The sequence below is a fragment of the Aquibacillus albus genome (genome assembly GCF_016908325.1).
GTDB classification, from domain to species: domain Bacteria; phylum Bacillota; class Bacilli; order Bacillales; family Amphibacillaceae; genus Aquibacillus_A; species Aquibacillus_A albus.
This window is the reverse complement of the sequence record NZ_JAFBDR010000011.1, coordinates 107,048-130,047: the sequence shown is the minus strand read 5'-3', so window position 1 is coordinate 130,047 and position 23,000 is coordinate 107,048. Positions and strand designations below refer to the sequence as shown.

Genomic DNA, 23,000 nt, shown 5'->3' with positions numbered 1-23,000 from the left:
CAGAGCGAAAGCTCGAGGAGGCTCACCAGCCGCCCGCGGAAAGCGAAGTGTATTTCCGCAGCGATATTCGAAGCTATCACTCTGGCGCATTAATCGTTTATTGCGTAGTATAGTTTTTTTGCAATTAGGCCTAGCTTATTATAAAAAACAAATACTTGTCCCTATTTTTAAAAACGCTTAGCCAAGACAGTTCTCAGCTTGAATATTGCCTGTTTGTGTATTTGTGATATTCTCGATGTGGTTAAGTCCAGAACTTGTCCAATTTCAGTTAGTGTTAACTCTTCCTTATAGAATAAACTTAATACCATTTGTTCATTTTCATTTAGCTGTTGAATTGCTTGCTCTAATTCTTGATAATTTTCTATGTCGACAATTTGAATTTCAGGTTGAGGATGCTTATCATCTGGTAAAATATAACCAATACCTTCTTTATCGTTTTCATCAGTATCTCTAACCTTTTCTTCAATAGACAACAAGTTTGCAAACAGTGTATCCTTAATAATTTCCTCCACTTCACTTGTAACCAAACCTAGCTCCTGAGCAATTTCATGGGAGGTTGGCTGTCTTTGAAGTTGTTGTTCTAATGTGTGTGATACTCTTTCTACCTTTTTCGCTTTATCCCGAATTGACCTTGGAAGCCAATCTTCTTTACGTAAGCCATCAATAATTGCCCCTCGAATTCGAAATGACGCATATGTATCAAATTTCAAATCACGCTTTAAGTCGAACTTTTGCAAGGCATCATAAAGACCAAATAGACCTAAGCTTTTTAAATCTTCCTTTGAAACACTTGAAGGAAGATGTGTAGCAATTCTTTGCACATGATAGGTTACTAGATAGTAATAGTTTTCAATCAACTGATCAGCTATTTCATTATCTTTTGTTTTCATCCATTTTTCCCATAGATGATTATTAAACAGTGCTTTTGTTTTTGCCATTACCATCTACCCCACCTTTACACATAATATCAGCGAAACAAAATTAAGTTAGATAAAACTCAATATTTGTCTCATCTTTTAACGAGAGGTTTTTATACTTTCCACCGAATCAGCGATTCAGCACCGAAAGTATAAAAAAGACAGAATTATTATATTTCAAAAACACCAAGATTTACTGTTTTTATCTTTAATATCCCTGATTCTGGATAAAACTCAATGGTTCTCCCGCTATTTCCCCCGACGTCACTAGATATTAACGGTATTTTATATTGCTTTAATAATGATAAGACAGCTTCTACATTACGATTTCCAATGCTTAACATATCACTATTTGAAGAAAAGGAGAACATCTGAGCGCCACCAGCAATTTTTGCTTTAAGAAAACATTTTCTTGCACCATTGTCCAATAGACTGTTATACAAAATAGCAATGGCTGTATCTGCATATTTCAAAGCATTGAAGCTTTCTCTCTTCGATAACGTTGAATCAGGAAGCATAACATGGACCATCCCAGCCAATTTCATGCTTAAATCATAGATTACAATACCCACACAAGAACCTAATCCAGATGTTCTTAACACTTCTGTTGATTTGGCGATTTTTAAATCGGCAATGCCAACTTTTAACACATGATTTCGTTCATTCATTGATCGTCTAAACCTAATGCAGTGAAAATTTTTTCAAAGGACTCTGGATCTGGTAGTAAGAAAAAGTGACCTTCAATCGTTTCATTATCACTATCTTGATCGTTAATGGTTGTATCAATTATAATCGCAAAATCACTTTCTCTGGAAATTTCCATTAGCCCTTGTGTTAGAATTGCTCCAGCCATATCAATATGTAAATCTGGTACGGATGGCTGCATGTTTATAGAAGTAAAATCTGATAAAGCTGATAAATAAGAACCTGATAATATATTTCCAATCTCATGAAGAGCTGATAGTGCTATCTCATCATAAGGAGGTCCTTTGAAGGATAAATCACTGTTGCCTGTAATCTGTTGCACAAATAGCTCTGCTTGGTATGGTGATAATACAAAAAACATACTTCCTGGTGCCTCGCCCTGAATTCTTAAAAAGACCGATACGATGATTTCATCCGGTCCACCAACCATCTCCATTGTATCATCAAAGCTAAGTAAACGGACCGCTGGAACCTTCATATCTACTCTACAATCTAGTAACTTAGATAGCGCTGTAGCTGCATTACCCGATCCAATATTTCCAATTTCCTTTAAAATATCTAATTGATAGCTTGTTAAGTGGTGAATATTTGTCATTTTACTAACCTTCTATTTGATGTAATTCGTTAACTTCGTGTTTAGAAAGTACTTTTTCCATATTTAATAGAATTAATAAACGAGAATCTAATTTTGCAACACCATCAATATAATCAACATCTACCGTACCAATTACTTCTGGTGGTGGTTCGATTGCTTCCGTTGGAATGTCAATGACATCATAGGCAGCATCTACAACTAATCCAACTTCCATATTATCCATATAGACAATGATTATTCTTGTACTGTCAGTAAAAGGTGATTCCTCAATGGAAAACCTCTTTCTTAAATCAATGATTGGAGTTACAACCCCTCTTAAGTTAATAACACCTTTAACAAAATCTGCTGTTTGTGGAACTCTAGTAATATGTTGCATACGTTCAATTGAACCTACTTGGTGAACAGAAATAGCATATTCCTCATCCTTTAATTGAAAAACAATTGCTTTCATTTCCTGCTTCGCTTTGTTAGTCATTGATTATCCTCCTTTTATTTGGTTTTTATTAATGAATTTGTATCAACAATTAGCGCTACTTCACCATCACCAAGAATGGTCGCACCTGAAATAGCAAAAACATTAGATAAGTACTCCCCAAGTGGCTTCAAAACTACTTCTTGTTGACCAATAAATGAATCAACAATAAGGCCTGCCATTTTATCACCCTTTCTAATAATGACAATCGAGTGAAACTCATCTTCTTGCCTTGTATTTGGAACGTCAAAGACTTCTTTTAACGAAACAAGTGGTACAACCTTACCACGAAAATCGATGAATTTTTTATTATGAGCATGTAATACCTCAGATTTGTGTACGATTGCCGTTTCTATAATGGACGATAATGGAACTGCATACTTTTCTTGCTGAACCTTTATTAATAATACGGAAATAATTGATAATGTTAATGGTAACTGAATGGAAAACACTGTGCCCTTATCTACCGTTGAATCAATCGAAATACTTCCTCCCAAAGCTTCGATTGTATTTTTAACTACATCCATTCCCACTCCGCGGCCTGAAACATTAGAAATGGTTTCCGCAGTAGAAAACCCACTTTCCATGATAAGCTGATATACTTGAGATTGAGACATTTCCTTCGCCTGATCACTTGTAATAATTCCATTGGAAATAGCTTTCTTTACGACTTTCTCTTCACGAATACCTGCCCCGTCGTCAGATATTTCAATAAATACATGATTACCACTGTGAAAAGCATTTAATGATAACATTCCAGCAGTAGGCTTTCCTTTGTTTTCTCGAATCTCTGGAGGTTCAATCCCATGATCTAGTGAGTTTCGTATTAGATGAACAAGTGGATCGCCAATTTCATCAATAACAGTTCGGTCTAGTTCGGTTTCAGCTCCCTTTATTTCCAATTGGACCTGTTTCCCTAAATCCTTTGCTAGTTTTCTGACCATTCTAGGAAAACGATTAAACACTTGATCAATTGGAACCATTCGCATGTTTAGAATAATTGTCTGTAAATCTCCTGAAATCCTAGTCATTCTTTCCACTGTTTCCTGCAATTCACTATGATTAAGATTATCGGATATTTGCTCAAGTCTACCTCGATCAATAACAAGTTCCTCAAACAAATTCATTAAAGCATCAAGACGATCGATATTTACTCGAATTGTCTTATTAGTTATAACAGTTCTATTCGAACTTTGATTTTCTGAGGTTTTTTCTTGCGTTGAAGCAATCTCATTGTTAGCATGTGATTGTTGATTTTCATCCCGATTTTCCATTATCGAATTATCTGAATTTAGTAATTGTTCAACAGAAAATTTAGAAACAACCACTTCATCAACCTCAGAGACCTTTTGAATTTTTTGTTGGACAGCATATGCTTCCTCTTTTGTTACAAGAAGGACGTTAAAATCAAATTCAAATTTTTCTTCTTCTAGCTCCGTAACAGAAGGAGATGATTTGATAACATCACCTGCTTGCTCAAGTACCTCAAATACCATGTAAACACGAGCTGCCTTTAACAAACAATCCTCACGAAGTCTCACATAAATTTCTAAATTATGAAAGCTTTGTTCTTCTGATTCCCGCAACACTGTTACTTCAAATTCGTCTAACGTTTGGAAAACACTTTTTTCCTGATATCTTCTTGTGGAAGTACTTTCAACAGTAGAAGCTAATTCACTTTCTTTATCCTTTATAGTAGCAGTTGGTTGACCATTTTCGATTGACCGTAATTGCTGAAGAAGTTTTTTAACATCTTGTTTCCCCTTGCCGCCATTTGCAATATCAACCACCATCGCTTCAAGGTGATCGACAGCCTCTAATACGATATCTAATACATCTGAATTAATTGTTACTTTTTTATTTCGTACCGCATCAAGGACATTTTCCATTTGATGAGTTAAATTAGCCAAATCCTGAAATCCCATTGTCGCTGCCATCCCCTTTAATGTATGGGCAGAACGAAAAATTTCATTGACTGTATCTATATTTGATGAGTCATTTTCCAACTCCAGCAAATGATGGTTAAGCGATTGTATATGCTCTTTACTTTCGTCAATAAAAACTTCTATGTAGTCATTTATTTCCACCGTACTCACTCCTGCGCCATAAATTTTTGATTAGGCTCTGATAAAGAATAGTGTAGATATTTTGTATATTTTCGACTCAAAGTGTGAAATCACTTCACACTTTGAGTCAAAAATCACCACATCATTCTCGGTAGTTTGATAGAGTCCATGAAATTGTTTACCTTTCTTTGAAGAAATGCTTCAGCTTATTAACAAAAGAATAAGGAACCTTTTTTTCTAAATCTATTTTATTACTAATATACTGCTCAACGATTTGATTCATGGAAATCGTGATGTGTGCATTTGAATCATAAATAGAAAAGGGAGTCTGACAGCTAACAGCTTTCAGAACAGTTCTATCCTCTGGAAGTACACCAAGTGGGACAATATCCTTCTGTAAAAACTGTGACACTACTTGCTGCAAGCGCTCAACCGTTTGCTGGCCGCTCTTTTGGCTCTGAGCCCGATTGACAAGCACATATAAATCGATTTCATTGCTTTTGTTTGTTATGTGCTTGATGATTGCATAGGCATCTGTTAAAGAAGTAGGCTCTGGTGTTGTGATAACAACACATTCATCAGCAGCAAGCATGTAATACAAACTACCCAGTGTTATACCTGCTCCCATATCAAAAATAATATAGTCATAATTGTTGATTAAAACATCCAGTTGAGTTAGAAAATAGTCAAACTTTTCTTCATCCATTGTAAATATATCTGATAGTCCTGAGCCTGCTGCCACATAAGAAATATTGTTTGGCCCTTTTTCAATAATTTCATCAATTGACATATGCTCTTCAAACATATTTACAATCGAATACTTAGCAGTTAATCCTAATAAAATATCAATATTACCCATTCCTACGTCTAAATCAACAATTAAAACCTTATTCTGTTTTTGGGCTAGTTGGATAGAAAAATTCAAAGCAAAATTTGATTTTCCAACTCCACCTTTTCCACTAACAATCGCTATTGTTTTCGCTTGTCTATATGCACGTAACATTTCAATCTTTTTTCGAAGTTTTGCAGCTTGATCACTCATCTATTTTTCACCAACTATCATTTCACACAGATTTTTTGATGATAACTCTATAATATCGTCAGGGACATCCTGACCATCCGTTACATAAGCGATACCTAAATTATTTAATAAACACAAATTTAACATGGAGCCATAAGCATTGGTTTCATCTTTTTTCGTGAAAATGAGCTGATTAATTGGTATATTTCTAAATTGTTCATAGATTTCTTCAAGGTCCGATGTCCTTGTTGTCAATGATAAAACGAGAAAAGTCTCTACTTCTAGACTAAAATCAACTACTTGTTGCAATTCTTTTACGTATTTTGGGTCTCTAAAGTTACGGCCTGCGGTATCAACTAAAATCAAATCATAATTGTGAAACTTCTCAACAGCTTTTCGATAATCTTCAATCGAATAGGCTATTTCCAGAGGTATATTTAATATTTTTGAATACGTCTTTAATTGATCAATAGCGGCTATGCGGTAAGTATCCGTTGTGATAAATGCAACTCTTTTATTATCCTTTAATACACTATTCGCAGCAATTTTAGCAATAGTAGTTGTCTTGCCAACCCCCGTTGGACCGACTAAGTGAATAAATTTCTTTTGATATTTAATACCGTGAAATGTATTTGAATCCAAGCGAGCATGCAATTCTTGTATGACATCCATTTTTATCTGTTCTAATGAGTTCTTTTCTTGTTCCTTTTCATCAGTTGGAATGATCGCTTGAATGACATCCTTAGCAATATCAACTTTTATATCTTGTTCAATTAAACTGTCATACAATTCCTGATAAGCATATGGGTACTGCCTGACATGGCCGCTTACGTTTTTCTCCATCCATTTTCGTAATTCCTTTACTTCATTTAATACCTCTTGTTTTTCCTCTTGTACTCTTATTTCATTCGGACGCTCCGATTTCTTAGGTGATTTCTGAACCTTCTTTTCCTGCTGCTTCGGTTGAAATGGATTTGGATCAAAAGCTGCAATTACCTCAATGTTTCTCTTTTTAAAAAATCCGAGAAAACCACCTTGATGTATTTCTTTGGAATTCAATATAACAGCATCTGACCCCAGATCTTTGCGGACTTTCATCATAACTTCCGGCATCGTAGGTGCAACAAATTTTTTTACTTTCATGCGACATTCACCACCCCTACACTTTTCACTTCTAAATTAGGTTCTAGTTCATTATAGGATAAGATCACAACGTTAGGAAAAAAGCGATCGAGTAACTGCTTAACATACATCCGAATGGTTGGTGAACATAAAATAATTGGTGTTTCTTCCCCTATCGCAATCTGTTCCACTTGCTCTGAGACAGAACGAATAATTAACTGCTGTGACTCAGGATCAAGAGACAAATAGCTACCATGTTCTGTTTGCTGTATGTTTTCAGCAATCATTTTCTCTACATCATTTGAAATTGTAATCACCTTTAATGTATTTTCAGCCTGTACATATTGTTTTGTAATTTGTGCTGATAGTGCTTGACGGGCATATTCTGTTAACAAATCTGTATCATTTGTCATTTTTCCAAAATCTGCAAGCGTTTCAAAGATAACAGGTAAATTTCGAATAGAAATATTTTCTCTAAGCAATTTCGCTAAAACTTTTTGAATATCACCAATTGGTAACGGTTCTGGAGTAACTTCGTCCACCAAAATTGGATAGGTTTCTTTCAAGTGGTCAATAAGCTGTTTTGTTTCTTGTCTACCAAGTAACAAATGAGCATGCTTCTTTATTACCTCTGTAATATGTGTTGAAACAACAGACGCTGGATCTACAACTGTGTATCCTGATAGCTCTGCTTCATCTTTCATATCATCACTAATCCATTTAGCCGGTAAACCAAATGCAGGCTCAGTTGTCATAATGCCTTCCAAGTCATCGTCTTCCATTCCAGGACTCATTGCTAAATAGTGGTCTAACAATAATTCCCCTTTAGCCATCTCATTCCCCTTAATTTTCAGCCGATATTCATTTGGATTTAACTGAATGTTGTCCCTTATCCGAACAACTGGAATAACTACTCCTAACTCAATAGCTAATTGTCTTCGAATCATAACGACTCGATCCAGTAAGTCTCCACCTTGATTCGCATCAGCTAGAGGAATTAAAGCATAACCAAACTCGAATTCAATCGGATCCATGCTAAGTAAGCCAACAACATTTTCTGGAGATTTCATTTGACCTGAATCTGCTTCAACGTCTTCCATTTCCTGATCTGTTTCTGATTCAACCACTGGACGTGATAACCAATAGCCGCCAAATGCCAAAAAGAGAGCTATTACTGTTGTAAGAAGAAAATTTATAGGTGTAAAGCCTAAGAAAAATATTGTTCCAGCTGCTATATATAAAAGCTTTGGATATCGTAGTAATTGTGCTGTTACATCAGTTCCAAGATTTCCTTGTGATGCAACTCTCGTAACTACAATTCCAGTAGCTGTTGCGATAAGGAGAGCAGGTATTTGACTGACTAACCCATCACCAACAGTAAGCTGCATATAGGTAGTAATTGCTTCTTGAAAGCTCATCTCCATTTGAACCATACCGATAATAAGACCAAAAATGATATTAATTAGTACAATGATAATTCCCGCAATCGCATCACCTTTTACGAATTTACTTGCACCATCCATTGCTCCATAAAAGTCAGCTTCATGCTCTATTTTTTCTCGTCTTTCTTTTGCCTGTTGCTCATTAATCATTCCTGCATTAAGATCAGCATCAATACTCATTTGCTTACCTGGCATTGCATCTAATGTAAATCTAGCAGCAACCTCTGATACACGTTCACTACCTTTTGTAATAACAAGAAACTGTATGATAACTAGAATAGAAAATACAACAAACCCCACTAATGGATTATCTCCGATTACAAATGTGCCAAACGTTTCTACTACTCCACCTGCATCAGCTTCAGACAAAATAGAACGAGTAGTCGATACGTTCAGTCCTAGCCTAAACAAGGTTAATAAGAGAAGCAAAGAAGGGAATATAGAAAACTGAAGCGCTTCTACTGTATTCATCGATACCAATATTACGATTAATGCTAAAGAAATGTTTGTTAGAATGAGAATACTAAGAAGCCAACCAGGAAGTGGAATTACTAACATGATGATGATTAATATAACGCCAAGTAAGACAGATAAATCTCTAGGTTTCACAGCCCCTCCCCCTCTCTATTCTTTATACTTTCTTTTCCATCCGATAAACATAGGCAAGCACCTCTGCAACAGCTTGAAAAAATTCTTCATTCACTCTTTCTCCAATTTCAATCTTATCGTACAATGCTCTTGCTAACGTACGATTTTCTACAAGCATAATTTGATTGGCTTTTGCAATTTCTCGAATTTTAAATGCTATGTAATCAACGCCCTTAGCAACAACATAAGGCGCGTCAGCTACCTTCTCGTCATATTTTATTGCAATTGCATAGTGCGTTGGATTTGTAATAACGACATCTGCTTCCGGTATCTCACTCATCATTCGTCTCATCGCCATTTGTCGTTGCTTTTCCTTTATTTTTGACTTGATTTGCGGATCACCTTCAATGTTTTTATACTCATCCTTAATATCATTTTTTGACATTCGAATACTTTTTTCAAAATCATATTTTTGATAGGAATAATCAATGACAGAAAGTAATAATAAAGCGATAGCAGCTGTTAAACCCATAACAATAGTTGTATTTCCAAAAAAAGCTAATGAACCATCAACATTTTTATCAGCTAGCATAATCATGTCATCTTTACGAATCCAAATAATGGAAAAGGTAATCGTTCCTACTACAACAATTTTTAATAAAGACTTTACTAGCTCTACCAAAGCTCTTGCTGAAAATATTCTTTTTGCTCCTTGAATTGGGTTTATTTTTTTCAAATCTACTTTTAACGGCTCCGAAGAAACCAAAAAACCGATTTGCATAAAATTTGAAGCAAGTCCAGCAATGATAGCAACTCCCATAATTGGAACAATTGCCTTACTCATTTCTATCGAGGCTTCCACAAATACTTGATGTACTGTGTTTTCTGTGATTTCCCACTGTATGTACTCTGTAAAAGATTTCATATATAACTGTGTCATACTGCTTTTTATATATCCACCAAATACAACGAGGAATATAAAAATAAAAAATAGTAGTAAAGCTGTATTAACATCCTGACTTTTTGCTACTTGCCCCTTTTTTCGAGAGTCTTGACGCTTTTTCGGAGTAGCTTTTTCCGTTTTTTCCCCGGCAAAAAATTGCAAATCAAGTTTTAAGTACATGCTAAGCCCCCCCGAATAACCGCATTAATCCGTCCATCGAATTGATCATTAATTCAAACAAGTTTCGAACAAGCATAATGTAGATGGACATCATTACAAATAGCGCTAAAAATGCAACCAGAATCTTTAATGGTAAACCAACAACAAACACATTTAATTGTGGAACTGTTCTTGCAACAATCCCTAAAGCAATATCTACTAAAAATAAGCAACCTACAATAGGAATGGATAATTGGAAAGCGATAATAAACATTCGATTAAAGACTTCGATAACAAATGCTGCAATCCCCTCATTCTCAAAAGGGATAAAAGCATGAACAGGTATCGTTTCATAACTATAAAAAATGCCATTAATTAATAAGTGATGGCCATTAACAGTTAGTAAAAACAATAGTGCAATCGTATAAAAATATTGTCCAATTAATGGACTTTGTGCACCTGTCTGCGGGTCAATAACGTTTGCAATTGCAAACCCCATTTGAAAATCAATAAATCCACCAGCGATTTGAATAGCTGCTAAAATAATATAAGCAATAAGTCCTAAAAGCAGCCCTACTAATACTTCTTTAAAAAGCAATAACAAATACTGATCATCTATTGGAATGGCAGGAATGTCTAGAGTATAGAACATTATCCATGCTAAAAAGAAACCCGATCCAATTTTAAAATGTGTTGGAACATTACGGTATGAAAATAAGGGTATCGTTACAAAAAATGACAGTACTCGAACTAAAATTAATAAAAAACCTGGAAAACTAGTAAAATTAATAGATTCTAACATCACTTACCCTACAAACTGGTTTAAATTTTGGAAGAGATTGGAAGTGAATTCAATCATTTTTGTTAACATCCAAGGTCCAAAAAATACTAAACCAACTAACACAGCCACAATTTTGGGAATAAACGCTAGTGTCTGTTCCTGTATTTGTGTCGTAGCCTGAAAGATACTGACGACAAGTCCAACGACTAAAGCTAAAATGAGTAATGGACCTGTTATGATTAAAACGGTATAAATCCCTTGTTCCGCTAACGTGATTACAAATTCACCACTCACCATTTATCTCTCCCTTGTTAAGCTGATCAACTTTTAAAATCCTTCTAGTAACGAATGTGTTATTAAATACCAGCCATCTACTAAAATAAATAATAATATTTTGAACGGTAATGAAATCATTACTGGAGGTAGCATCATCATACCCATCGACATTAATACACTGGCAACAGCCATATCAATAACTAAAAAAGGAACAAAAATCATAAAGCCCATTTGAAAAGCTGTTTTTAATTCGCTTATGGCAAAAGCAGGTACCAATGCAGTTAATGGTATATCTTGAACGGTTTCAGGCTTATCTAATTGTGCATAGTTTAAAAAAAGTGCTAGGTCTTTTTGCCTCGTATGCTTAGCCATAAATTCTTTAATTGGAGCACTTGCTCTATCATACGCCTCATCTAATGTTATTTCTTCCTCAAATAAAGGGGTTAAAGCTTCCTCATTAATTTCATGAAAAGTCGGTGCCATAACAAAAAATGTTAAAAAGAGTGCGAGTCCAATCAATACTTGATTTGGAGGCATTTGTTGCGTTGCTAACGATGTCCGAACAAATGAAAGTACAATCAAAATTCGTGTAAAACTCGTCATTAATATCAATATACTTGGAGCCAATGAAAATACTGTTAATAACAATAACAGCCGAACAGAAGTAGATACATTTTCAGGATCAGTATTTGAAAATATGTCTATAAATTCATTCATGATCATCTTCCTTCTGCTTCAGTCTATTTATCATCTTTTTTCTACTATCAGCCAATTTGTTCAGTTCAGATTTAAAAACAGATGAAAATTGACCTGAATGATTTTGGTCCTTCATGAGTGATTTATTTTTACCTTTTAACATCGAAGCAATATAACTTGAGGCTTTAAAATCTGTAGTACTCTCATGCTTCGTCAAATCTTCCATTAATTTCTGATCCGTAATTTCTGTTAGCAGTTCAACATTCTCACCAACACCTAAAACGTAAATTTTTTCACCGATTCGCACTACCTGGAGTGACTTGTTTGTCCCTAGTGGAATTCCACCTAAGTTTTCTAGCGCGCGAACCCTTTGATACATTTTGTTTTTCCCATTTATAAATTTAAGTAGAAAGTAAATTAATCCGATAACAAAAGCAAGGGCTAACATTAGCTTTAAAAGGTCTACAAATAAATTAGACGTTGATTGGATTTTTCCTTGGCCAGCTGAACTATCTCCGGTTTCATTTGTGGGCTGGTTTCCATCCACTTGTTGCTGATCTTGTTGTTGATTCATGTCATCGCTTTGATCACCTTCGTCATTTCCTACCCAATCTTCGGCACTAGGCACAGATGCTTGAGTAATTATCCAATAATCTGTCATAAAACAAAAGAGTGTTATAACAAGCATTAGAAACAATATTTTTTTTATCATAGGAACACCGAATTAATCTAATGCTTTTTGGATAGCTTCAAGTACTCGATCAGCTTGAAAAGGCTTTACGATAAAATCTTTTGCACCTGCTTGAATGGCATCTATTACCATTGCTTGTTGGCCCATTGCAGAACACATAATTACTTTAGCATCCGCATCAAAGTTTTTTATCTCCTTTAAAGAAGTAATACCATCCATTTCAGGCATTGTAATATCCATCGTAACTAAATCAGGAGAAAGTTCTTTATACTTTTCTAGTGCTTGTACCCCATCCTGCGCCTCACCGACAACGTCGTATCCATTTTTCGTTAATATGTCTTTAATCATCATTCGCATGAAAGCCGCGTCATCTACAATTAATAGTTTATGTGCCACATTGATTCTCCCCTTCTATCTTTAATTCAGTTTTCTTAAGCGATCTGACTGACTTAGGATGTCTGTAACTCTAACACCAAAGTTTTCATCAATTACTACTACTTCCCCTTTAGCAATTAACTTGTCATTCACATGGATATCTACTGGTTCACCTGCTAGTTTGTCTAACTCTATAATGGAACCTGAAGAAAGCTCTAGAATTTCTTTAACTGTTCGTTTGGTTCTCCCTAACTCCACGGTCACTTTAAGCGGTATATCTAGAAGCATGTCTAAATTTCTCTTTTCATTCGCTGGTAAATTCACCTCTTGAAAATTGGAAAAGCTTGCTGACTGAATGGTTGGATTATCACTTTTCAATCCACCTAATTGCTTAGGCTCAGAAAATTGTTCGGAAGGATAAGTATCTTTCTTATCACTAGAAGTACTATGTTTTTGCATAGTAGAACTTGTTTGCTCCTCCTCTTCTGTTGGTGAATGTAATAATTCCTGTACCAGATCTTTAGCAAAAGACAATGGCAATAGCTGCATAATGCTTGAATCTATCAAACTACCAATTTTTAATTGAAAGGATACTTTCACAAGCATCTCTTCTTCGGGCTGTCTATTCTCTTCTTTCAACGTGTCCAACATACTAATGGAAGGTGGTGATATATCTACTCGCTTATTAAAAACAGTAGACATACTAGTTGCAGCAGTACCCATCATTTGATTCATAGCTTCTTGAACAGCACTAAGATGAATCTCATTTAATTCTTCACTACTTGCTACTCCGTCCCCACCCAACATTAGATTTGCTATGATAGCTGCATCTTTTGTTTTTAAAACAAAGATATTTATTCCTTTAAAACCTTCCGTATATTGCACCTCTACACCAACATGTGGCTGGGGAAATTCCTGATCAATTAAACCTCTGCGAATTAGAGACGTTCTAGGAGTAGTAATTTCAACCTTCTGATTTAGTAATGTTGATAACGTAGTTGCTGAACTTCCAAAACAAATGTTTCCAATTTCACCTAAAGCATCTTGCTCTAATGGTGATAGATAATCCTCAATAGGGGGATTATCAAAAAAATTATCTCCTTCTGAATCAATATCATCAGTATTTTTTAATAGTGCATCAATCTCATCTTGGGATAACATACCGTCATTTGTCATCTTCATTCCCCCCCTTTTATTTCCTCTAAAATTTGAACTGCTAGCCTCTTACTTTTTTTACCAGGTTGAACAAAAAACTTAGGTTGGCTATCAACCAGCAAAGGTAAAGGACTATCAATTTTTTGGTCTAACTGAATCATATCATGTTGATTTAAATGCAATAACTCATTCATACTGATTGTAGACTCACCAAGGATTACTTTCATATCTACTAAAGCTGTTTCAATCGTATCAGATAGATTTTTATATTCTTCTGGTTTGCTCTCTTTCGAATTTTCTTTTTGCATCCAATAATGCACGGAAAGCTTGGGAATAATTGGTTCTAACACTACATGTGGAATACAGATATTAATCATTCCAGTACTTTCTGCAATCGTCGTATTCAATGATACAACAACGACTGTTTCGTTGGGTGAAACCAATTGTAAAAATTGCGGGTTTACTTCAAACTCTTCCAAAACAGGGTCAATTTCAACAACAGACCCCCAAGCTTCTTGTAAATTATCTAACGCTTTTTCAAATAACTGTGACATCAATGTCATTTCAATTTCCGTTAAGTTTTCTACTTTGTTAACACTGCCACCTTTTCCGCCTAACATACGGTCTAACATGGCATAAGCAATATTGGGATTGAACTCAAATATTATCCGACCATTTAAAGGAGATGCACTATAAATATTAAGTATAGTCATCGTAGGAATGGAACGAATAAATTCTTCGTAAGGTATTTGATCAACGGAAGCAACCGAAATATGTACATATGTCCTTAATTGCGCCGAGAAATATGTTGTTAACAACCGTGCAAAATTTTCATGTATCCTAGAAATACTTCTGATTTGATCCTTAGAAAAGCGGAGTGCCCTTTTAAAATCATACACTCGAACTTTTTTATCTTTTTCCTCTTGCTTTAATTGATTTGCATCCATTTCCCCAGAAGAAAGTGCAGAAAGTAGAGCATCTATCTCATTTTGGGAAAGTACTTCTTCAGCCAAAATTAATCACCTCCGCTTTAGGAGTCTTTCTATTGTATAATCTTACTAATGATGTAAACATCTGTAATCGTACCGTCGTTCATTAATTGATTCATGTTTGTTTTTAGTTTCTCTTCTAATCCTGAAAGTCCAACTTTAAAATCTTCTTCATTTAATTGAACAGATTCCTTAATAAACAAATTTTTCAATTGGAATTCTCTCTTTTCCATTTCTTCTTTCGCTTTTTTACTGTCTGTTAAAATTTGAAACTGGATCCTTACGAAGCTCCCGTCCTTTAAATCAGTACTCATCTCGGAAGTTGTAAAAGAGTATTCGACCATTTTGTCCAATGATAACTCTTTGTTTGATTGTTGTTCCCCAGATACGTTAAGGACTACTACTAAAGCAACGACACCTGATATGGTCATTAGTATTAAGGCAGTAAGCATGGTCTTAAACAATTTAGAATTCATGTTCATCACCTATCCCGGCTTGATATCTTGTAATCCGATTAAATGATAGAATTTAGTTACAAGTTTTCTTCCATCTAACTTTGACTTTCTGATAGACTACTTTTTAATCATAATTTGGGCGGGAGCAAGAATTATCTCAAGCCCCCTACCTTCTTATACTATCGTTTGAGATTTACCAGTTCTTGCAGAATCTCATCAGATGTTGTTATAATTCTAGTATTTGCCTGGAAGCCACGTTGTGCTGTAATCATCTCGGTAAATTCCTCCGATAAATCAACATTCGACATTTCTAATGCACCAGATACAATGGATGCAGAGCCCTCCGTTTCTGGAACAACCAGATCATTCATTTCATCGAAATTACCGTCACCATCCGTAAACACTCCAGCATTATTTGTTAATTGATATAAATTAGAACCTGTTTTTTCTAACCCACCTGGATTCGAAAATTTTGCAAGCAGTACTTGCCCAGCATTTTGGACATTTCCACCTTCATCAACGTAAGAAACCAGACCATCTCCTTGAATACTAAAACTTTCCGCATTTTCTGGAATTCGTATCCTTCCTAATACATCCTCGAGGCCTCCAATTTCATTTACATTTGCATTTCCCATTAAATATAAACCATCAGGATTAACAATGTATCCCTCATCATCCAAATAGAAATTACCGGATCGCGAGAAATTTAGAGGGGTTTCTTCTACATCAACACCGTCATCTTCATCGTTATTGTTGAATGATAAATTCTGTCCTAAAACGAACATTCCATCCCCTTCTAAGGCCAAATCCAAAACACGGTTTGTCGTCTGTCTATTCCCTTGTGTATGAATGTCATCAATGGAACCTAGTTGTGAACCTAAACCTACCTGTTGAGGGTTTACACCTCCGCGAGTTTGAGTGGGTCCTTCTGCACCTGATAACGTTTGGCTCATCATATCTTGAAACGTAACACGAGCTTTTTTATAACCGGAAGTATTTACGTTAGCAATATTATTACCGACAACATCTAATTTAGTTTGAAAACCTTTCATTCCTGAAATTCCTGCATACATAGAACGTAGCATGAGGCAACATCCTTTCATTTTTAAGATTCATTTTTTAGAACAGCTACATCAATCGGTCAGTAGCTAGGAAGGCCTCCCCTTAGGGTCCAGCCTATTCATCGATAACAATTGTTCCATTAATATTAGTGAAAATTTTACTCGAAGCTTCTTTTAGATCCATCGCTGTGACGACTACATTATTTTTTGTACTAACTAACAGTGCTGCACTATTCGTTAAAACTAAGGAATCAGTAACTCCTTTTTGTTTTGCTTCTTCTATTTTTTGAGATATTTTTTCCCATTGACTAGCGTCTAGCTGAATATTTCTTTGTGTTAATCGTTCTTTTGCATGTTTACTTAACTGTATTCTTTGAGCATCCTTGAAAACTTCCTGAAAGCTAGTCGTTTGTGTTGTATTGGAATTTGGCTTTTTAATCTTTGGAAGTAATGCCTGCTGGTGCAAATGTTGAATACGGTGATCCATTTTTCCTTCTCCTTTCTTGCTTTATTCCAATACTGGATTACTTACTTTTACTACCTTGTCTACGGAAACCTTTTCTCCATTCTCTAGTTCAAGGATAGCCTCCCCTTCACCCTGACTTACAGCCGTTACAATACTAGTGGTTGTTTTAGTTATTGACCCAGTATCTGAATCGTATTGATGATAAGCAACCTCTTTATCTATAAAGCTGCTATATTGGACAACAGGAGGTATAGATAAATGGCTTGCTAAGCTGTCCATCGACTTTGACATGTTCATCATTTGCTCAAGCGAGGAAAAATTAGTCATTTGAGAAATGAATTCTTTGTCCTCCATCGGATTTAATGGATCTTGATTTTTAAGCTGAGCCATTAGAATTTTCAAGAATTCTTCTTTACCCAGATTTGTGTTGGTAGTTCCTCTTGGCTGGTTGTTCAAATAAAAAGACGAATCTATTTTTGTCACCTTTTTCACCTACACTTCCTCATTCATCAATATGTGATAAAAACTTTCTTCTGACTGGTTCTCTTTTTCCTGTCTTTGTTCTAGTTCTTCATCATTATGATCTGAATTAGATTGGTCGGAACTTTTTTGATGGTCATCTTTCTTTAATTGACTTTCATCTTGTTGAAAAGATGGCAACTCTTGTTTCTCTATCAAAACCTGTTGTGGAGAAAACATATGCCTTAACTGGTTTATATTTGCTTCTAGTAAATCTTTTGTCATATGTGATGAAACAGTCATTTTAACAACCATTTCCCCATTCTCCTGAACCAGCTTAACCATGATATCTCCGAGGTGTTCTGGTTTTAATTTCAACAACAATTGATTAGCTCCGTTTGGGCCATGTAAAAACTTACTGGATTTAATAGCTTGCTGCAACCTCTGTAAAAATTCACTTTCGTCAACTGATTGATTATTCGAAGCAGATCGGTTTAAATGGATAGCCAATTGTTCTACGTTTGATACAGGCATACCCGGGAAATGGTTATCGTTGTTCTTCACAATAGACATGGAAGAAAACTGGTTGTCTGAAGCAGTTTGTCCTCCTGTAGGCGTCCCTTCATTATGCTTGTGAAGTACATCCTTGAGCCACTTTGAAATGTCAGTAGTGGAAACCATAGAACTGGATTGGTATTTTTGTTGGTGAACCATTTGATCTCTCTTTTGATAGGTTTGTACTAATTTTTCCCAAATAGCTAGATCGGACTCACCTTGTTTAGCACTCATACTTGCAATAATTTGTTGACTACTCTGTTTACCTATTTGTTTCTCTAAATCTGTCCACTGTTCCAAAAGCCTTAATAAATTCCTTTGGCTTTTGTGAGAAACCGCAGCATCAAAGGTACCTTGTTGTACAACTTGCTGCAATAGCTCTTGTACTTTACCCCATAAGTTCTTTAGTTGCTTTTCTTGATCTTTTAAAATTACTGCTTGATTTTCTTCATGTATTGGTCCTACAAGTAATGGAACAAGCGAACCTGACATGCTAGAAACTTTCCCATCAAAATGATTGATCGATAATTGTTTCTCTCCATCTATATTTGGAATTTCCTCCCCAAAGGATTCAAGCATCTTGAAAAGGTTTGAACCGGAAAGACTTGTTGCTAGTTCTTCCGGAATACTTTGATGTAATTCTTCCATTTCTTTGATTCCATTTAATTCTATTTCCTCATCGTTCCCAACCAATTGTTCTGGATTCAAACCAGCTAATTGCAGTTTAGCCAAATGTGTAATATTTCCCATCAAATCAGAAAATGATTGATGCTTAAGTTCTTGCTTTGGAGACACTTGGATACTTGCATTCATAGGAATATTTGAAGCGAAACTAATACCGTTCATCCTCTCTCACCTCCTTTCAAGAAATAAATGACTATTTCGTTTGTGCAAGTAATAAGTTCGTCAATTCAGCAGCTACTTGAGGATCCATCTCACCAAGAATGGCACCTCTTTGTTGACTTGGTAGATTTTTCAAAAGAGTAATAGCAAGCTCATCTTCCATATTTTCAAAAATTGGAGCGGAAACTTCAGGGTCTAAATCGATGAAAGACCCAGACACATCAGATAATAATTCTTCATCACTCTGAGCTGTTTCTTTTACTTCAATTAGTTGTTCGTTTAATTTCGTGATTTCTTGGTTTAGTGCTTCAATTGTTTGTTCTTTTTCATAAACCTCTGAAGAAAGCTGCTCATTTTCCCACTGCTTGGCATCTAATTCACCTTGTAGTTGCTCAATTTTCCCTTGTATCAGTTTTTCATCATCTGTTGTAACAGCGGAAGACACAAATGGAATTTGATTTGCTATACTTTTCGTTTTACCAACAACATCAATACCCATTACAGTTAAAATAATCAATGCTATGGTAATTGCAAAAAGAAGAGGAACTACGATAACAATGAACCATTGAAAGAAACCAGCTTTTTTTTCTTCCATATAATTTCTAGCCATACACTCACCTAATTCTACTTTTTAAGAACTGAATCGCCGAAGCTTCATCCATCAAGACGCTTTCCTGATGCATTAACTTTTCTTCTTGTAGTTGTTTTTTTCGCTCAATCAATTTTTCAAATTTCTTCACTTCAACATGTGCATCAGTCAATTTACCTTGCTTTCCTTCCATTTCACTTCTAGCTCTGCTAACTAATTCCTCAAGTTGTCTAATTTGTAATTTAATCTTCTCAATATAGGTAGAGTGACTAGCTAATTGAGTAATTGTACTGCTATTTTTTAAGAAGTTCTGATACTTTTCTTCCATATATTCTTTTTTACTTAAGAGATGATAAAGCTGGGTTGCCTTCGTTTCAAAATTGGTTACAGAATGTTGATAGTCCATTTGTGCTTGGTCCTTATCCCGTTTACGTACAGAAAGAATTTTTTCAAAAGAATGAGTTGTACCTGTTTCAGCCATTAGTCTCCACCTCCATTAACTAGTTGATATAGTTGCTCTAATGCATGTTCCCTAGTTACTTGATCTTCAGTAGTTTGTTTTAAAAAACGAATAACCTTTGGATACATTTGAATAGCTTGATCAACTACTCTATTCGTTCCCCTTTTATATGCCCCTATTTGAATTAATTCATAGTTTTCTTCATAGATTGCTAAAATTTTTCGAACTTCTTGTGCTGCCTTTTGCTCTTTTTCAGTTGTTATATTGGGCATCACCCTGCTAACTGATTTCAATATATTAATAGCTGGGAACTGTCCTTGTTCAGCAAGCTTTCTATCTAATACAAAGTGACCATCTAGGATTCCTCTTGTCGTATCTGCAATTGGCTCATTCATATCATCACCATCAACAAGAACAGTGTAAAACGCCGAAATCGTACCAAATTGACTAGTTCCGGTTCGCTCTAGCAATTTAGGCAAAGTTGCGAAAACAGACGGTGTATAACCTTTGGTAGTAGGTGGTTCACCAGTAGCCAACCCAACCTCTCTTTGAGCCATAGCAACACGAGTAACTGAATCCATCATCAAGTTCACTTGTAAACCTTGATCACGGAAAAATTCACTAATTGCTGTTGCTGTATAAGCTCCTTTTATTCTCATTAAAGCTGGTTGATCTGAAGTAGCGACAACAACAATCGATTTTTTAAGACCTTCAGCTCCCAAATCCCTTTCAACAAATTCCCTTACTTCTCTGCCTCTTTCTCCGATTAATGCAATAACATTTATATCTGCATCACTATTTCTTGCTATCATACCTAGAAGTGTACTTTTCCCGACACCACTACCAGCAAAGATGCCTACACGTTGCCCTCTACCTACTGTTAGCATCGTATCAATGGCACGAACCCCAATCTGTATCGGTTCCTGTATGGTAGGACGATCTAACGGATTAGGAGGTGATTGATCAGTAGGATATGTGAAAAGTCCCTTCGGTAAAGAAGAATGATTGAGAGGATTACCTAATGGATTGATTACCTTTCCGATTAAACCGTATCCAACCTTTATTGTTAAAGGACGATTTGTCGCTTCAACCAAACATCCCGGTCCAATTTCTTTTATTGCTGAATAAGGCATTAACAATACTTTTTCTTGCTGAAAGCCAACAACTTCTGCGACAATTTTTCGTTTTCCTTTCGATGTATGTATGAGGCAAACATCCCCAATACTTGCTTCAGGACCTATTGATTCAATCATTAAACCAATGACACGCGAAACCTTACCAAATCTCTTTAAAGTGTCAAGTTCATCTATTGCATTAAGATATCCTTGAACGTTCACGGTTCTCCCCCTTTGTCAAATCAGACAAGTGGTTACGAATCTCTTGTAATTGGCTGTCGACACCTGCATCAATTTTTCCAAAAGGAGATTCAACAATACAACTCCCTTTATTTAAATTATTGTCAGGATAAATAGAAAGTTTGGCTTTCGAGCTTACAATATTCATGAGTTCATCTTTGTACATAAGCATTACTTCATAATCTTCTATATGTGCAAAAATACTAATCAATGGTTGGTCTTTTACTTCCTCCAATACCGCTTTTACTAACTCAATATAGGAATCATTCACTTCCAATTCATGATTAATAATTTTTGAAGCCATTTTCAATCCAAGCTCTAAAATAACTTCCTCACTATTATCTAAAGTTGATTGGTAATCCTGGTTGGCTATGTCAATTAATCGTCTTGCCTCTCCAATCAATGATTCATACTTTTTTAAAGCCTCATCTTTTCCGTTTTGAAACCCTTCCAGGTATCCTTCTTGTCTCGCAAGATCTCTACTTTCCTCTTTTTCTGTTTCCCATTCTTCTCTTTCCGTTGAAATTTGTTGTTTACACTGATCCATTAACGATTTTGTTTGTTTCTTTGTTGCATCTAATGAAGCTAACGCATCGTTTAGTTTTTGATTAATATCATCCATTTGCATTTGTTTTTTCTCTGACTCTAACTGGTTATTTTCTTCCGATTCGACTTTGATGCCGACTGGTCTGATACTAATTGTTCTACTAGTAACCTCTTTATCACTAGACTTAAAAATACTAGACAATAATATCATCTCCTCCACCTCGGGCAATCACAATCTCTCCAACTTCTTCTAACCTTCGAATGACGGCAACAATCCTGGTTTGAGCTTCTTCCACATCACGCAGCCGAACTGGACCCATAAACTCCATCTCTTCTCTAAACATATCTGCCATTCTAGTCGACATATTACTAAAGACTACTTCTTTCACTTCATCACTGGATACTTTTAACGATAATCGCAAGTCATCATTTTCAACTTCCCTAATTACACGCTGGATAGCTCTATTATCCAATGTAACGATATCTTCAAAAACAAACATTCGTTTCTTTATTTCTTCTGCTAATTCAGGGTCTTGGATCTCCAATGCATCTAGAATAGTACGTTCTGTGCTTCTATCAACACCATTTAGTACCTCTACCACTGCTTGAATACCACCGGTTTGTGTATAATCTTGTGTCACAGTAGTTGATAATTTCTTCTCTAACACTTGTTCCACCTCATAAATAATCTCAGGCGATGTCGAATCCATTACTGCTATTCTTTTTGCTATATCCGCCTGCATTTCTTGAGGGAGCTCCGAAAGAATCTGCCCTGACTGTTCTGGATCTAAATAGGAGAGCACCAAAGCTATTGTTTGCGGGTGCTCATTTTGAATGAAATTTAAAATTTGAGAAGGATCTGCTTTCCTAGCGAAATCAAATGGCTTCACCTGTAAAGAAGAGGTAAGTCTATTAATAATGTTGGATGCTTCCTGTTGTCCTAGAGCCTTTTCAAGAACAGATTTCGCATAATTAATACCTCCTTGTGAGATATAATCTTGCGCAAGAGCAATTTGGTGAAATTGCTCAATGACATCTTCTTTTTGAACAGAATCCACTTTTTTAACGGATGAAATTTCGAGTGTTAATTTCTCAATCTCTTCTTCTGTTAGATGCTTATAAACCTCAGCTGACACATCTGGACCTAAAGAAATTAATAAAATCGCAGCCTTCTGTTTACCTGTTAAAGCTTCTTTTTGTCTTGCCATGAAAGGTTCC

Annotated in this window: 26 protein-coding genes and 1 pseudogene; 1 reads left to right on the top strand and 26 read right to left on the bottom strand. The window is 35.6% G+C overall.

The features are described from left to right. Positions 1-181 (top strand): annotated as a pseudogene (locus JOC48_RS11440) (hypothetical protein); the annotation flags it as partial. Here JOC48_RS11440 and JOC48_RS11435 read toward each other — a convergent pair. From JOC48_RS11435 to fliG, 26 genes are all read right to left on the bottom strand, one after another. Next, the gene (locus JOC48_RS11435) at positions 168-938 is read right to left on the bottom strand and encodes a FliA/WhiG family RNA polymerase sigma factor (protein WP_204499806.1); all 771 of its coding nucleotides are present in this window, start codon (positions 936-938) and stop codon (positions 168-170) included. The pseudogene JOC48_RS11440 and the gene JOC48_RS11435 sit on opposite strands and share 14 nt — an antisense overlap. 149 nt (positions 939-1,087) lie before the next feature. After that, positions 1,088-1,585, bottom strand: a complete 498-nt coding sequence (locus JOC48_RS11430; RefSeq protein ID WP_204499804.1) for a chemotaxis protein CheD — start codon at positions 1,583-1,585, stop codon at positions 1,088-1,090. Then, positions 1,582-2,217 carry a chemotaxis protein CheC gene (locus JOC48_RS11425; RefSeq protein WP_204499801.1) on the bottom strand — a complete coding sequence of 212 codons (636 nt, stop codon included), beginning with the start codon at positions 2,215-2,217 and terminating at the stop codon, positions 1,582-1,584. The genes JOC48_RS11430 and JOC48_RS11425 overlap by 4 nt, the downstream gene beginning before the upstream one ends. A gap of 4 nt (positions 2,218-2,221) precedes the next feature. After that, positions 2,222-2,692 carry a chemotaxis protein CheW gene (locus JOC48_RS11420; RefSeq protein WP_204499799.1) on the bottom strand — a complete coding sequence of 157 codons (471 nt, stop codon included), beginning with the start codon at positions 2,690-2,692 and terminating at the stop codon, positions 2,222-2,224. Between the two features lie 14 nt (positions 2,693-2,706). Then, on the bottom strand, positions 2,707-4,776 hold the full coding sequence (locus JOC48_RS11415; protein ID WP_204499797.1) for a chemotaxis protein CheW: 2,070 nt from the start codon (positions 4,774-4,776) through the stop codon (positions 2,707-2,709). A gap of 157 nt (positions 4,777-4,933) precedes the next feature. Further along, complete coding sequence (locus JOC48_RS11410; protein ID WP_204499795.1) at positions 4,934-5,797, bottom strand: MinD/ParA family protein; 864 nt, start codon at positions 5,795-5,797, stop codon at positions 4,934-4,936. Further along, positions 5,798-6,919 (bottom strand): flagellar biosynthesis GTPase FlhF, encoded by a 1,122-nt coding sequence (flhF, locus tag JOC48_RS11405; RefSeq protein WP_204499793.1) that lies wholly within the window; start codon positions 6,917-6,919, stop codon positions 5,798-5,800. It abuts the gene before it with no gap. After that, positions 6,916-8,949 (bottom strand): flagellar biosynthesis protein FlhA, encoded by a 2,034-nt coding sequence (gene flhA, locus JOC48_RS11400; RefSeq protein WP_204499791.1) that lies wholly within the window; start codon positions 8,947-8,949, stop codon positions 6,916-6,918. The genes flhF and flhA overlap by 4 nt, the downstream gene beginning before the upstream one ends. Positions 8,950-8,971: 22 nt before the next feature. Further along, positions 8,972-10,051: a flagellar biosynthesis protein FlhB gene (gene flhB / locus JOC48_RS11395; protein ID WP_204499789.1), complete on the bottom strand. Its 1,080-nt coding sequence runs from the start codon at positions 10,049-10,051 to the stop codon at positions 8,972-8,974. Position 10,052: 1 nt separating this feature from the next. After that, positions 10,053-10,832, bottom strand: coding sequence for a flagellar biosynthetic protein FliR (gene fliR / locus JOC48_RS11390; protein ID WP_204499787.1), 780 nt, complete (start codon positions 10,830-10,832; stop codon positions 10,053-10,055). Between the two features lie 3 nt (positions 10,833-10,835). Continuing rightward, a complete protein-coding gene (fliQ, locus tag JOC48_RS11385) occupies positions 10,836-11,105 on the bottom strand; it encodes a flagellar biosynthesis protein FliQ (protein ID WP_204499785.1) in 270 nt (89 codons plus the stop codon). 33 nt (positions 11,106-11,138) lie between these two features. Then, positions 11,139-11,804 (bottom strand): flagellar type III secretion system pore protein FliP, encoded by a 666-nt coding sequence (gene fliP / locus JOC48_RS11380; RefSeq protein WP_204499782.1) that lies wholly within the window; start codon positions 11,802-11,804, stop codon positions 11,139-11,141. Then, complete coding sequence (gene fliO / locus JOC48_RS11375; RefSeq protein ID WP_204499780.1) at positions 11,797-12,444, bottom strand: flagellar biosynthetic protein FliO; 648 nt, start codon at positions 12,442-12,444, stop codon at positions 11,797-11,799. Before fliO ends, fliP begins: the two co-directional genes overlap by 8 nt. A 63-nt stretch (positions 12,445-12,507) precedes the next feature. Continuing rightward, the gene (locus tag JOC48_RS11370) at positions 12,508-12,870 is read right to left on the bottom strand and encodes a response regulator (RefSeq protein WP_204499778.1); all 363 of its coding nucleotides are present in this window, start codon (positions 12,868-12,870) and stop codon (positions 12,508-12,510) included. Positions 12,871-12,891: 21 nt separating this feature from the next. Further along, positions 12,892-14,025 carry a flagellar motor switch phosphatase FliY gene (gene fliY / locus JOC48_RS11365; RefSeq protein WP_204499776.1) on the bottom strand — a complete coding sequence of 378 codons (1,134 nt, stop codon included), beginning with the start codon at positions 14,023-14,025 and terminating at the stop codon, positions 12,892-12,894. Between the two features lie 2 nt (positions 14,026-14,027). Next, positions 14,028-15,017 carry a flagellar motor switch protein FliM gene (gene fliM, locus JOC48_RS11360; RefSeq protein WP_204499775.1) on the bottom strand — a complete coding sequence of 330 codons (990 nt, stop codon included), beginning with the start codon at positions 15,015-15,017 and terminating at the stop codon, positions 14,028-14,030. A gap of 29 nt (positions 15,018-15,046) precedes the next feature. After that, a complete protein-coding gene (gene fliL / locus JOC48_RS11355; protein ID WP_204499773.1) occupies positions 15,047-15,469 on the bottom strand; it encodes a flagellar basal body-associated protein FliL in 423 nt (140 codons plus the stop codon). Positions 15,470-15,627: 158 nt separating this feature from the next. After that, entirely contained in the window at positions 15,628-16,533 is a 906-nt protein-coding gene (flgG, locus tag JOC48_RS11350; protein ID WP_204499772.1) for a flagellar basal body rod protein FlgG, read from the bottom strand. Positions 16,534-16,624: 91 nt separating this feature from the next. Next, positions 16,625-16,996, bottom strand: a complete 372-nt coding sequence (locus tag JOC48_RS11345) for a TIGR02530 family flagellar biosynthesis protein (protein ID WP_204499770.1) — start codon at positions 16,994-16,996, stop codon at positions 16,625-16,627. 21 nt (positions 16,997-17,017) lie between these two features. Further along, positions 17,018-17,467, bottom strand: coding sequence for a flagellar hook assembly protein FlgD (gene flgD / locus JOC48_RS11340; RefSeq protein ID WP_338024285.1), 450 nt, complete (start codon positions 17,465-17,467; stop codon positions 17,018-17,020). Continuing rightward, on the bottom strand, positions 17,468-18,835 hold the full coding sequence (locus JOC48_RS11335; RefSeq protein WP_204499769.1) for a flagellar hook-length control protein FliK: 1,368 nt from the start codon (positions 18,833-18,835) through the stop codon (positions 17,468-17,470). It lies immediately after the preceding gene. Between the two features lie 31 nt (positions 18,836-18,866). Then, entirely contained in the window at positions 18,867-19,442 is a 576-nt protein-coding gene (locus JOC48_RS11330) for a MotE family protein (protein ID WP_204499767.1), read from the bottom strand. Positions 19,443-19,446: 4 nt separating this feature from the next. Further along, the gene (fliJ, locus tag JOC48_RS11325; protein ID WP_204499765.1) at positions 19,447-19,902 is read right to left on the bottom strand and encodes a flagellar export protein FliJ; all 456 of its coding nucleotides are present in this window, start codon (positions 19,900-19,902) and stop codon (positions 19,447-19,449) included. After that, complete coding sequence (fliI, locus tag JOC48_RS11320) at positions 19,902-21,218, bottom strand: flagellar protein export ATPase FliI (protein ID WP_204499763.1); 1,317 nt, start codon at positions 21,216-21,218, stop codon at positions 19,902-19,904. Before fliI ends, fliJ begins: the two co-directional genes overlap by 1 nt. Beyond that, positions 21,196-21,984 (bottom strand): flagellar assembly protein FliH, encoded by a 789-nt coding sequence (gene fliH, locus JOC48_RS11315; protein ID WP_204499761.1) that lies wholly within the window; start codon positions 21,982-21,984, stop codon positions 21,196-21,198. Before fliH ends, fliI begins: the two co-directional genes overlap by 23 nt. Next, positions 21,977-22,990 carry a flagellar motor switch protein FliG gene (gene fliG / locus JOC48_RS11310; RefSeq protein WP_204499759.1) on the bottom strand — a complete coding sequence of 338 codons (1,014 nt, stop codon included), beginning with the start codon at positions 22,988-22,990 and terminating at the stop codon, positions 21,977-21,979. The genes fliH and fliG overlap by 8 nt, the downstream gene beginning before the upstream one ends. Between the last annotated feature and the right edge of the window lie 10 nt (positions 22,991-23,000).